The organism is Nostoc sp. C057 (genome assembly GCF_013393925.1).
GTDB lineage: Bacteria > Cyanobacteriota > Cyanobacteriia > Cyanobacteriales > Nostocaceae > Nostoc > Nostoc muscorum_A.
Window position 1 is genome coordinate 22939 of record NZ_CP040292.1, and the last position, 12941, is coordinate 35879.

Consider the following 12941-nt stretch of genomic DNA (forward strand, 5'->3'; position numbering starts at 1 on the left):
TTGGATTATAACAGTACTAAAGTACTAAGCCGACTTGTCTTCTTTTGCCTTTTGTTAAGTTACAAGTTCACCCTGTTAGAAGATTTTTCATTTCTTTTTCCACGGCATCATGGATGCCTGGCGCTTTAAACTGTTGTAAAGCCTTAGCCGGACTGAATGTTAGGTTGAACTTCGCGCAACCGACGTTCCAGAAAACGACGCTCACTGTCATTTGTCACTAATTCTAGTGCCCGTGTATAGCTCTGGGTCGCTTCCTCTAACGCTCCAACACGCCGGAATAAATCTGCACGGGTGGCATGAAAGAGATGATAGCTGTCCAGTTCTGGAGCAAGGCTATCAATCAGTCCAAATGCGGCTTGAGGACTGTCTGCCATTGCGATCGCCACTGCTCGGTTCAAGGTAACAATGGGTGAGGGCTGCAAGCGTTCCAACACCTCATAGAGCCGCACGATCTGCGCCCCAGTCTGTTTCTTCGGCGCGGGTTGCCTGACAATGGAGGGCTGCGATCGCCGCTTGCAGGGCATACACTCCGGTTCTACCCCCGCAACGCTTCCTCTACCAGAGGTAACGCCTCAGCAATCTGTAGATGGTTCCAACGACTGCGATCCTGATCTTCTAGCAAAATCAAATCGCCTGCCTCATCTAGACGCGCATTGCGCCGCGAATCGTGCAATAACATCAGCGCCACCAGTGCTGTGACTTCAGATGGGGGTTGGGGTGCCAGTAATTGCCGCACCAGTTGCCCCAAGCGAATCGCTTTGATGCAGAGGTCAGCCCGCACGAGCGCATCTCCTTTGGTTGCGGCATAGCCTTCGTTGAAGATGAGATAAATGACTGTCAGGACTGCCTCTATCCGGGGAGCGAGATCAGTCGTCTCAGGTACTTTGTAAGGAATGCCTGCATCTCGAATTTTGCGTTTAGCACGAACTAACCGTTGTGCCATTGTTGCAGTCGGTATAAGAAAGGCGCGGGCAATTTCGTCGGTTTCCAGTCCACCCAACATTCGGAGGGTCAACGCTACTTGAGTTTCCGTTGCCAGTGCCGGGTGACAGCAGGTAAAGATTAATCGCAGGCGATCGTCTTCAATTTCATCACTGTCATAGGTTGGTTCTTCAGTGGATGGAATTAAGCCAGATGCCGCATACCACTCCAGTTTTTCGGTCAGTTTCGTGCGTCGTCGGAGGCGATCGATCGCCTTGTACCGGGCAGTTCGGATAATCCAGGCACGGGGACGATCAGGAATACCGTCGCTTTCCCACTGATTCACTGCCGCTGTAAATGCTGCCTGTGCAGCTTCTTCAGCTACATCAAAATCTCCGACCAGCCGAATCAGAATAGCGACAATGCGCCCCCATTCAGTTCGATAAAGGGCAGCAATTGCTTGAGCCACATCTATTTTTGGGATTGAAGCCATACCTTTGACAAAGAGACATAAAGAATTTTGGGCAAGGTGTCGATTTGAGCAATTGCCGTTCGACTGACTGATAAAGGGAGATAAGTTCAATTGTACTAGACAAAATTTTTGCACTCAGGTGTCGATTTGGACAATTCCCGTTCGACTTAATCACAAAGGAGGCAACCGAATGAAATATTTGCTGCTGATTTATATGGACGAAAACGCCATGAGCGACACCGAGCGGGAGCATTGCTATGGGGAATCTGCCCAACTCGCCCAGCACTTGCATACTCAAGGACAATTTCTGGCGACGGCTCCACTCCATCCTGTTGCAACCGCAACCAGTGTCCAAGTCCGTGATGGCAAATCACTCGTGACCGATGGACCATTTGCCGAAACCCGCGAACAACTGGGTGGATTCTTCCTCGTTAATGCTCAGGATTTGGATGAAGCCATTGCGATCGCCACCCGCATCCCAGGTGCAAAAGTCGGCACCGTCGAAATCCGTCCTGTCATCGAAGTTGCGGGACTACCAGCACAGCCCTGACCAAGCCCCGTTGGGGCGGGGTATAGGGTGTGGGGTGTGGGGTGTAGTGAATATTTAGCCCCAACAACACTCTTGGTTACAAGCCCCGTATGAGTCAAGACGATAGCATTGGTGGGGGTTCAAGCCCGGACTAATGCAGTCTTCCCTACACCCTACACCCTACACCCCACACCCCACACCCTTCTTGTTGACCGTCCTTAACCGCTTGAACTCAAGGAGAACCCTCATGCAAAACAATTCCAAAATCACTCCCTGTTTATGGTTTGATGATCAAGCCGAAGCCGCCGCTCAGTTTTATACGTCGATTTTTCGCAATTCCAAAATTGTCCACGTCAGTCGATATGGAGACGCTGGACAGGAAATTCACGGAAAACCAGCCGGAGCCGTCATGACTGTCAGCTTTGAACTTGATGGTCAGCCGTTCACAGCACTCAACGGTGGTCCGACCTTCAAATTTAACGAGGCGATTTCCTTCCAAATCTTTTGCGATACCCAGGCGGACGTGGACGATTACTGGCAAAAATTGTCTGCCGGTGGGGATGAAACCGCACAGCAATGCGGCTGGCTCAAAGACAAATACGGTGTCTCCTGGCAAATTATTCCTCGCATTCTGATTGAGTTACTCAACCACCCCGACGCGGCAACCTCTCAAAAAGTGACCACTACCATGCTGCAAATGAAGAAGATCGAGATTGATGAACTTAAGCGTGTCGCTGCTGATTAGCGGTTCCTTCGGAGTTGCGCTTTGCGCTAATCAGCACACCCAACCCTCGCAATCTAACTCAAAACCATTCAACAGGAGATTTCACAATGAAAGTCATGGTCTTTGTCAAAGCAACCCAAGACTCTGAAACTGGGGTCATGCCGAGCGAACAGCTTTTAACTGAAATGGGGCAGTACAACGAAGAATTAGCTAGGGCAGGTATCTTGCTCGCCGCTGAGGGGTTTCATCCTAGCTCAAAAGGGGTGCGAGTTCACTTTTCAGGAACCGATCGCACCGTCACCCAAGGACCTTTCACTCCAGCGCAGGAGCTAGTGGCAGGGTACTGGCTGTGGCAGGTGAACTCAATGGAAGAGGCAGTTGCTTGGGTCAAGCGCTGCCCTAACCCTATGCCAGGAGACTCCGAGATTGAGATTCGTCCCGTATTCGAGGCAGAGGATTTTGGTGAAGTCCTGACACCCGCCTTAAGGGAGCAGGAAGACCGCATTCGCGCTCAACTTGAAACGCAGCAGCAAGAGTAACGTCATCAACAACCGCGCAAATGATGTTTATATGCGAACGATCCGCTCATCAAAACGCAGAATCGATTACAAAAGGAGAAATCAATGAAACTCAATTCTTACCTGATGTTCAACGGCAACTGTGAGGCAGCGTTCAAGTTCTATGAACAATGTCTGGGTGGCAAGATGACTATGATGATGACACACAAAGAAGCACCTTCCGCCGAAAATGTCTCACCGGAATGGCAAGACAAAATCATGCACGCTTGCCTTGAACTAGATGATCGCCTCCTGATGGGATCTGACTGCCCACCAGGATACTTTGAAACCCCGCAAGGTTTCTACGTACAAATTAGCGTTCCTGAAATCACTGAGGCAGAACGGCTTTTTCACGCTCTAGCAGAAAACGGCAAGGTGAAGATGGCGATCACGCAAACCTTCTGGTCATCGCGCTTTGGCATGTTGACCGATCAGTTTGGGACACCGTGGATGATCAACTGCGAACAAACCATCTGAGCCGAATGGCACGCTTGAAAAGCTGAAACCTCCTTGCTGGCAGGGTGTGGGAGGTGTGGGAGGACGGGGAAGAAGTCTTACCCCCCACACTCCCCACACTCAAAATCTTGTTATATCAGGGCTTTGCGATTAACAAGCGTGCCATTCCCATCTGAGCCTATACCAACATCTGTTATTCGTCCTTTGTCCTTTGTAAATAGCCACTGACCACTGACCAACAACAAGATGAAAGATATTTGCACATCACTGAGGTTGATTCATGAAACTCTATGAATTTGCTCCCACGCGATCAATTCGAGTTTGCTGGGTTCTCCAGGAACTTGGGGTGGAATTTGAAGCAATCTCCATCAATATACGGGCAGGTGAACACCGTACACCCGATTTTCTCACCATCAATCCCACTGGCAAGCTCCCTGTACTCATCGATGGCGAACATATCATCACTGAATCCGTAGCCATTGCTTTGTACCTCGGTGAGAAGTACCCAGAATCTAACCTGGTACCTACAGACTTGCTTCTGCGAGCACAGCTTTATCGTTGGCTCCTCTTTACTGCCACCGAATTGGAACAGCCGCTATGGCGTATCGCTCGCCACACGTTTATATACCCAGAAGAGTTGAGATTGCCTGCTGAAATACCTCTCGCTCGGCAAGACTTCACCAGTATGGCTGTCGTTTTAGAGAACCATTTGTTGGATCGGCAGTTTGTAGTGGGTGAACACGTCACAGTGGCTGATTTTGTGCTTGCTTACACACTGGATTGGGCGAACGAAGTTCAGCTACTCGTCACTTTCCCCACGCTGGTGGACTACATGGAACGAATGTACAAACGACCAAAGGCATCTGGGCGAATCGCAGCTGCACTTGCAAGTCTCAACCAGACCTCACAATGATTTACAGATAACCCAATAGAACCCAACCAAGCTGAACAAACCTCACCCATGCCTGCTCAACCGCTACAACTATTGCTGATTCATCATCTAAATCTATATCTACGTTAGATTCTGAAAGTATTTCCGAGATATCGCGTTTCCCAGGCTACTGAAGTACACACGAACCTTTTATATCAAAACAAGTAGCTTTAAAAACGTACCTCACTAGATTGAGAAACGCTATATCCCTCTTCTGTCACTCTCCGGAATAAGCAAGTAGTAACTAAATGAAATTATCCAGAAGCATAATAGGGTTTAAATTGATTCATTGCACTAATTAATTGATTGAATCCCAGCAATAAATTAGAATTTTGGAAAATATGTATCCAGGGATAAATCAACCAAAATAGTAATAGTGGTTGGGCAATGAGACGCAAATTATTTAAAGTGTTTTTCCATCCGCATTCATGGTTCCATTGTTGATGATTAGAAAAATCAACATCACTATTTTCTTGTAACTCAGGTTCAATTTGACCAGATTTATTTAAGCCTAACAAGGTGGAAGAATTTAAACTAATCATTGTGTAAACACAAAAAATAATTTCCCACCATCTATCAATATGTTGAAAATTTGTGAAACGATAATCTGTCCAGCCTAATTCCTGCTTACACTGTCGAAAACCATATTCTACCCAGGTTCTTAATCCATATAAATCACCTAAAGTTTTCTTGAGATTACCTTGAAGATTTGTCATTACAAATGTTGTTGAATTTTCTGGCATAGTTTCTGGGTCAGTAGTTATTTCCCAGTAAGTTATGGCTCTTTTTTTACCATAAATTATTTCCCTAATGTATCTAATTTCTGATTTATCATTGCTAAATGTTCTCTCAAATTTACACCACTTGTTCGCTCTAACCCTCTGTCCTGCTGGCAGCCAGACTCCATGATTATTTCTTATCGCTACGACATAATCTAATTTATATTCAGCTAGTTTTCTAATAAATTCGCTACTTTCACCATATAAACTATCCGCCAGTACTAATTTAATAGTAAAGCCTGATTCAATTAGCTCTGTAATAATTTCTGATGCTAACTCTATTTTAGTTTTATATTTATCTCCTTCTTTTAGCGTCCCTTTTGGTTTGAATATTTTTACACTTAAAGGAAAAGTTATATTAGAGTAAACTCCATAAACATTGACTGAAACTATTCCATTGTCGACTTTTCCAACACTCCCTAAATATTGCCTGGCTACATAATCAGTCTTTCTACCTTTTTTCCTGTCTCCTGTTTCATCTATTACTACTGTAATCGCATTGCCATCTAAGACTTTTTTGAGTTTATTTAATCTTCGTTGTTTTAATTCCTCTACTGACCAATCTGAATTAGCTAAAAAATGATGTAATGACTGTGCAGAATTTATACTTACGGCTTTCGCTATCTCTGGTAACGATTTTCTTTTAATTGGTGACATTATTCCCAGATGTAAATATTTGAAGCACTCATAATTTCTTACTTCCTTAAACAGGTCTTTATACTCTGCACAATATTCATCTATAATGGCAACTGTTGGGTGGGCATCTCTTGCCAAATGTTTCAGGATTTGTAATTCTACATCCATTGCCCTGCTTATCTTCCAGAGTTTTTTCTTTTAATCCTTTTATTCAGAATACTCGGAAAGTGACAGAAGAGGGATATCTGTATTTTAGACATCTCCGAAAACAGTTAAAGCCTTTGTGTGGCTAGGCTGTAGCCCGTAAATGCAATCATCTTAAATTAGTTACTCTGTACGATAAAATAAGACTTTGAGATATTTACTGTTGATAATTAGGCAAAAATATTTAGTTATATGCGGTAATTTCAACCTGATGATATAGCCGATATTTCTAATGGTAATATTAGCGCTCGAATTCGTAACCTTACTAGTCCACAAATCGTCAAGATTACTTGCTCATATTTGTGGGGATTTAACCTAAATCTTTCTTGAACAACTCGAAATATTTTGACTGATCGAATTCGATGTTCAACAAAGATCCGTTTAGATGAAAATATTTTATTTTGTTCTTTTTGTTCAGTTGTTAGTTCTCGATTTCTTGGTTTCTTAATTGGAGTTGTAATTAAATCTTCTCCAATATATGCCTTATCCCCTTTAAATCTTTGTTTGGCATCAAACTCTAACCGATATTCTCGAAACAAAGTTATATCGCTTTTTGGCCCAGGTTCACCTGCTACAACATCAACGATATCGCTAGCATCAGGTAAAATAATCATTTGAGTTTTAAATGTATGATTACTCTTCTTGCCTGAAAAATATTTCTTTTGCTCATTATTGTCTCCAGGTCTTTCTCTAACTTGTTCATAGCTATCTACTATTAATTCATATTCTGTGAGTATTTCTTTTACTACATCATAGTCAGAAGCGTTTTTTTTTATTTGTTCAAGCAAACTGGATGGCAGTAATTCTCGCAAGTTAGGCAACCAATAGTTAAATGTATCATTGGCGGTAGACTCGCTTACTTCAAACTGAATACCTAGAAGTTGGAAGGTTGTTAAATGCCGGAGATACACCAAAGTTAAAATGATTTGTTCGGGAATAGGTAATTTTGGTTTGCGACCTCCTCCACCAGCAATAACTCTAACTTTCTTAGATTCTAGCGAAGCTTGTTTTTCATGATATAAACGTTCCGCATTTAGGATTAATTGTTGTAACTGTTCATATTCAAGTCCTATTAACCTTTGTGTTTGTTTAGGATTCTCTTCAATGTAATTCAGTATATTGCTCATGCTCCTGTGCCAAAATCACTCTTTAATGTTCTTTTATCACAGAATGATACTATTTTGGAGATGTCTTTTCTAGGAACAGTTCGTACCATTCTTGAAAAGTTTCGGGACTAAATAGTTTTCTCGCTTCTTTAAATGAAATTTTCTCCCATCCAGCATCTGTAACTATTTCGTTACCAGTCTTTGTAATAAACAGATTTTCTTCTTCTACCATCCAAGGGAAGGATGTCTTCTGATGTTTTCTCTTTCGTTTACCCATTGAGCTATTGCAATGTCTATCGCCTTGCCGCCTAAGCGTCTACGCACTCAACTTTAATGCTATCGTTGATTATTTAGTAGGCTTCTTTACCAAAGAGCAACTCCTGTTTGTGACAGTACGTACACCGTAGGAGCAACGTATTCTTTTTTGCCTATGTTCATCAGGAGTATCACCCACAAAAGTCATCTACCCGAATATCCCGCCAGACATCAGACACTTGCCAGCCGGAATTTCCCACAGATTGTACTGGAGGATTATCAAGCAATGGAATATAGTCAGGAACTCTAGGCTCTGAAATCGCTACTGTTTTCTCCTCAACTTCAACCACAGGGGCAGTAGAATTGTCAGTATTAGCTTGAAGAAGTTGGTCTTCAGCCTCCTCGATTAACTTCATCTGTCTCAGGGTAAGCTTGTCGGATTTTTTGATGATTTTCTTTGTATGTATCTCATTAGAAGTATTCATTGGATGTTTCCTCGAAGGCATTGGTTTAAAATTTGTCTGAGTAAAGTTGCAAGAAGTTAGGTATTAATAATTGCACAGAATTAACAAGGTACACCAAATCGATGGAAAATACGAGTCCCAAATTGTAAGAATTTATTAATTGGACATAAATATCTTTTTCGGGCAGATGCCTAAAAGCGATCGCAGTAGGATCATTGTCTAGAAGTCAAAATTCTTTTGGGTTTTTGACATACGTTGACCTGTACCAATGCCATCGCTACGATTCAAAATACGCCTTTGGAAGAAACTATGACGGCACTCGCTGAAGTAGTGCGTCAGGGAAAAGCTCGTTACATCGGCTTTAGCGAATGGAAAAAGTTTTTGCCAAAAAGCTAGGGCTTTTGCTCTATAAGGAGAACCAAGTTCTTAATTTTGGATAAAGTCGAGCTTAGTAGCTATTCATAAAATCATTTATGGAAATGCGATCGCCATACAGCCAATGTTCATACTAGCTAAAATAAATCTGAGAGTAGGCAATAAAAATTAATAAACATCAAAAATGTTTGAGAAAGAAGTCAATATCAGAGATAGTTTTCACTCAAAACAGCCTGGGGGCGGTAGCGATCCGAATAGTTTTGATTATAAAGAGACATGGTATCCCATCCATTACCTAGAGGATTTAGACAAATCAAAACCAACGCCTTTTACAGTGCTGGGAAGAGATATTGTAATTTGGTGGGATAGACTTGCCCAATCTTGGAGAAGCTTTGAAGACCAGTGTCCTCATCGTTTAGCACCGTTGTCTGAAGGCAGGATTAGTGACGATGGGCTGTTGGAATGTCCCTATCACGGTTGGGCTTTTTCTGGCGATGGAAATTGTCAAAGGATTCCCCAACAAGTCAAAGGTGGAACAGCAGAGATATCAAAACGAGCTTGTGTGGCATCATTACCAACAGTTGAAAAGCAAGGACTACTATTTGTATATGTTGGTGAATATGAAAATGCCGCCAAAACCGAAGTTCCAATAATTGAACCATTAGAAGAATCTCCAGAAGGATGGGTTGTAATTAATACATTTAGAGATGTACCTTATGATGCATTAACACTATTAGAAAATATACTAGACCCTAGCCACATATCGTTTACACACCATAAAACGGTAGGCAATAGGGCAAATGCAGCACCTTTGGAACTTGAAGTGATTGAATCTGGGAAACATGGATTCAAAGGGATTTGGAAACAAGGTTTGAAACCAGGGCAATCAGGAGAGTTATCTACAACCTTTGTCGCTCCAAGTTTAATGTGGCACGACATCAACTCCCAGCGCGGCAGAATTCTAACCGTTGTTTATGCTACACCCATACGTAAAGGAGAATGTCGTGTATTTGCACGTTTTCCTTTTAAGTTTCCTGATAAACTTCCAGGTTGGTTTATTAAGCTCAGACCGCGTTGGTATTACCACATTGGACAAAATGGTGTTTTAGAAGACGATCAAATTTTTCTCCACTATCAAGAAAGGTATCTTGAAGCTAAAGGAGGTAGCCCTAACTTTAATAAAGCCTTTTACCTTCCAACCAAAGCAGATAGTTTTGTATTTGAATTGCGTCAGTGGGTAAACCAATATAATGCTGAACCATTTGGCAAAGAGACTTTTTCTCCCCCATTGGCAAAGTCCGTGCTTCTGGAGAGGTATCATTCTCATACGGAAAAATGTGCCAGTTGTAGCTCGGCGCTTTCTATTATTGAGCGATTGAGATTTGGGAGTGGAGTTGCAACAGTACTTACTTTGGCTTGGACTCCAATGCTTTTTTTATTTTTTCAGACAACATCAGTTGTAGTAGTTGTGATTGAAACTCTAGCTCCCTTAATCTTTGCACTAGCATGGCTCGGACTAAGTAAGTTAGTTACTCAGTTTTATGATGGACGAACCTTACCTCCACGAAACCGACCCGAAAAAAACTGAAATCTAATAATACCAGAAATATATGAGTAAGCTCATCTTAATTACAGGCATAAGTAAAGGTCTAGGTTATGCGATGACCGAGGGTTTTATTCAACAGGGACATACTGTTATTGGTTGCGCCCGTTCATCAGATGCTATTGATAAAATACGCCAAAAATTTAGTGCGCCCAACGATTTCACATCTGTAGATGTGGCAGATGAACACCTTGTCAAAAAATGAGCCCAAGACGTACTTCAAAAATATGAACCGCCAGATATAGTAATTAATAATGCGGCAATTACCAATTATCCAGCACCTTTGTGGGAAATATCATCTGAAGAATTTTCTGATCTGTATAGATATCAATATCAAAGGAGTAGCAAATATAATTCGCCATTTCGTACCAGAAATGGTAAAAAACAAACGGGGCATTATTGTCAACTTTAGTTCTGGCTGGGGACGTTCGACTTCACCCCAAGTTGCACCATACTGCGCTTCTAAGTGGGCAATAGAAGGATTAAACTCAAGTCGCAAGTGACTTTTTCGCAAGTCGCAAGTAAGTTTTGTAACGGGGATTTAGACCCCGCATAACATACTTGCGGTTTGGTATGGCAGCTATACCCCTTAATCCAGGGATTATTCATACAGATATGCTCTCTATTAGTTTTGGAGAAGAAGCTGCTAATTATACACCCGTGTCCGATTGGGTATTGAAAGCTGTGCCATTTATTCTCAATTTAAAACCCAAAGATAACGGGATTCCCTTGACCATTTCATGAGATTGATCATGCGTGAATTGTTTTGACCAGTTACGAAAAAACGGGCTGATCTAAACTGTATTGGTTTATCGCCCAGAGGCACAGGAAATTAGTACAATTTTTGAATACTGGAGTTTTCATTTTTGAAAAAGCATTTGAGCCAAAGTCTACCTATAGCACCAAGTCGAAAACTGAAGATTACGATCCTAACAGTAGGTTCAAGAGGAGATTTGCAACCATACTGCGCTTTGGCTATTGGCTTGAAGCGTGCGGGGCATGAAGTAACGATTGCAACGCATGAGAACTTTGAGTTATTTGTTAGGAAGTTTGATTTAAAGTTTGCACCGATCGCTGGCAATATGGAAGAGTTTCTACAATCGAAACAAGGACAGCGATTGATTGCGGGAGAAAAGTTGAAAAAAGAAGAAGCAGATAAGCTTTTACTTCAACAGTTGGAATCAGCTTGGAGTGCGTGTCAGGGAAGTGAGGTAATTATCTACACGCCGTTAGCTACCTTTGGATATCACATTGCAGAGAAATTAGGCGTATCTTGCTTTTTTGCATCAGTTCTGCCGTTGACTCCTACAGGGATGTTTGGGTTTTTGAGATTTGCTCAAATAACTAAAAACCCGCTAAAGAAATTAATCAACTATGGCAGCTACTTACTAGTAGAGTTTTTGCACTGGCAAAGATATCGTCAACTGCTCAATCACTTTAGAACAGAAACTTTGAAATTGCCGCCTTTACCATATTTGGGCAGACGCTTCAGACAGAATACTCCGGCGAATGTATCAAGAATCCCTGTATTGTACGGGTTTAGTTCGCACGTTATCCCAAAACCCCGTGACTGGCCTGCATGGGTGTATGTAACTGGGTTTTGGTTTATTGACCAAGCCTCCGAATACGAGCCACCCTTGGAACTAGAGGATTTTCTTGGGCGAAAGCAATTACCTTTGTGTTTTGGATTTGGGAGCATGACGATGCCCAATCCAGAATATCTCACACATTACATCGTGGAAGCCTTAAAGAAAACCCATCAAGGCGGGATTATATTGTCAGGCTGGGGTAACGTTGGAAGAACGGTGAATATAAAAGATTCGCTACGAGTGTTTGTGATCAAGGAAGTTCCGCATGATTGGTTATTTCCTCAAGTGCCAGCAGTAGTCCATCACGGAGGAGCTAGTACAACGGCGGCAGTGTTACGTGCAGGGACACCATCAATTACTGTACCTTTTTTTGCAGATCAGCCAGTTTGGGGAGAAAAGCTAACTCGGTTGGGAGTCAGCCCACAACCGATACCGTACAAGAAAGTGTCAGATAAAACTTTAGCAGCAGCGATTGAAATCGTATTGGGCGATGAGGTGATGCGGAAGAAAGCACAAGAGTTGGGTGAGAAGATTAGGGGTGAAGATGGTGTGGCGAATGCTGTTGAAGCATTTCATCGGCATTTGGGTTTGATTGGGTGAGAAATCCCAGACAATTAAAGAAGAAGTCAGAAGACAGAATTCAGAATTCAGAATCACAATCGCTTGGAGATTCAAACCCTAAGCAATTGTAGACACCGTATAGACAGTGGGAATTTGAACCCTTTTACTCATTGATTTTTCATTCAGGAGTCATTCTGAATTCTGACTCCTGACTCCTGAGTTCTTTTATTTAAATACATCATCACACCCACAACACCAGTAAATGTCTCAAGTTAAAGTTGATACCGTACTCTGTGTCAACAGCAGTGTCCTAATGGTTTTTACACGCCAGGGCATTGCTGGCAGTTTCGGATTATCAGCCGGACAGGTGGCATATTCGGGGAACAAAAGATTTATTACACGGCGGAGGCAGCTTTGAGGATTGGATTAGAGTGGTTGCGGGATGAACGGTGATGAGTGCGTATACAATCCAAGGTCAGCATTAATGGCAAGAGACAATCGTTTTTAGTCAAGATGAATTGCTTGAAATTGTACAGCGATTTTTTAATTTGTCGCTCCACTAACTATGTGGAGGTGAATTAATGGAAAAGAAAAGTTGGCGATCGCTACAATCAATATTTCAAGTACTTATACAGAGGTGTTAATACCTACTATTGTATAAAATAAATTTTAGTGAAAAGGTAATAAATGTAGTTTTATATACTCTACTGAGATGAGTAACTCAGTAGAGTATTTTTTGAGAGTCACTGCCCTTGAGAAATCGTCTTGTCTTGTTGCAA

General features: G+C 42.3%; 11 protein-coding genes and 3 pseudogenes. 9 read left to right on the forward strand and 5 right to left on the reverse strand.

What is annotated here, in order from left to right; genetic code table 11:
* Positions 1 to 143: 143 nt before the first annotated feature.
* A pseudogene (locus tag FD724_RS39545) lies at positions 144 to 1414 on the reverse strand (RNA polymerase sigma factor).
* Positions 1415 to 1583: 169 nt separating this feature from the next.
* On the opposite strand from FD724_RS39545, the gene FD724_RS39550 reads away from it, so the two are divergent.
* From FD724_RS39550 to FD724_RS39570, 5 genes are all read left to right on the forward strand, one after another.
* The gene (locus FD724_RS39550) at positions 1584 to 1943 is read left to right on the forward strand and encodes a YciI family protein (RefSeq protein WP_179077020.1); all 360 of its coding nucleotides are present in this window, start codon (positions 1584 to 1586) and stop codon (positions 1941 to 1943) included.
* Between the two features lie 226 nt (positions 1944 to 2169).
* A complete protein-coding gene (locus FD724_RS39555) occupies positions 2170 to 2667 on the forward strand; it encodes a VOC family protein (protein WP_086762236.1) in 498 nt (165 codons plus the stop codon).
* 86 nt (positions 2668 to 2753) lie between these two features.
* Positions 2754 to 3185 (forward strand): YciI family protein, encoded by a 432-nt coding sequence (locus FD724_RS39560; protein ID WP_179076994.1) that lies wholly within the window; start codon positions 2754 to 2756, stop codon positions 3183 to 3185.
* Between the two features lie 84 nt (positions 3186 to 3269).
* On the forward strand, positions 3270 to 3680 hold the full coding sequence (locus FD724_RS39565) for a VOC family protein (RefSeq protein WP_179075831.1): 411 nt from the start codon (positions 3270 to 3272) through the stop codon (positions 3678 to 3680).
* A gap of 259 nt (positions 3681 to 3939) precedes the next feature.
* On the forward strand, positions 3940 to 4572 hold the full coding sequence (locus FD724_RS39570) for a glutathione S-transferase family protein (RefSeq protein WP_179076995.1): 633 nt from the start codon (positions 3940 to 3942) through the stop codon (positions 4570 to 4572).
* A gap of 272 nt (positions 4573 to 4844) precedes the next feature.
* On the opposite strand, the gene FD724_RS39575 is transcribed toward FD724_RS39570, so the two are convergent.
* From FD724_RS39575 to FD724_RS39590, 4 genes are all read right to left on the reverse strand, one after another.
* Positions 4845 to 6173 carry an IS701 family transposase gene (locus FD724_RS39575; RefSeq protein WP_179076996.1) on the reverse strand — a complete coding sequence of 443 codons (1329 nt, stop codon included), beginning with the start codon at positions 6171 to 6173 and terminating at the stop codon, positions 4845 to 4847.
* Between the two features lie 239 nt (positions 6174 to 6412).
* A complete protein-coding gene (locus FD724_RS39580) occupies positions 6413 to 7336 on the reverse strand; it encodes a transposase family protein (RefSeq protein ID WP_179076997.1) in 924 nt (307 codons plus the stop codon).
* 49 nt (positions 7337 to 7385) lie between these two features.
* Positions 7386 to 7592 (reverse strand): hypothetical protein, encoded by a 207-nt coding sequence (locus FD724_RS39585; RefSeq protein ID WP_179076998.1) that lies wholly within the window; start codon positions 7590 to 7592, stop codon positions 7386 to 7388.
* Positions 7593 to 7761: 169 nt separating this feature from the next.
* Positions 7762 to 8055, reverse strand: a complete 294-nt coding sequence (locus FD724_RS39590) for a hypothetical protein (RefSeq protein WP_179075834.1) — start codon at positions 8053 to 8055, stop codon at positions 7762 to 7764.
* A 230-nt stretch (positions 8056 to 8285) separates the two neighbouring features.
* Between FD724_RS39590 and FD724_RS39595 the strand changes: the two are divergent.
* The 4 genes and pseudogenes from FD724_RS39595 to FD724_RS39610 all read left to right on the forward strand — a co-directional run.
* Positions 8286 to 8406: pseudogene (locus tag FD724_RS39595) on the forward strand (aldo/keto reductase); the annotation flags it as partial.
* Between the two features lie 187 nt (positions 8407 to 8593).
* Positions 8594 to 9997, forward strand: coding sequence for a Rieske 2Fe-2S domain-containing protein (locus FD724_RS39600; RefSeq protein ID WP_179076999.1), 1404 nt, complete (start codon positions 8594 to 8596; stop codon positions 9995 to 9997).
* Between the two features lie 22 nt (positions 9998 to 10019).
* Positions 10020 to 10756, forward strand: a pseudogene (locus FD724_RS39605) (SDR family oxidoreductase).
* A 134-nt stretch (positions 10757 to 10890) separates the two neighbouring features.
* Positions 10891 to 12201 carry a glycosyltransferase gene (locus tag FD724_RS39610; RefSeq protein ID WP_256874818.1) on the forward strand — a complete coding sequence of 437 codons (1311 nt, stop codon included), beginning with the start codon at positions 10891 to 10893 and terminating at the stop codon, positions 12199 to 12201.
* Positions 12202 to 12941: the final 740 nt, after the last annotated feature.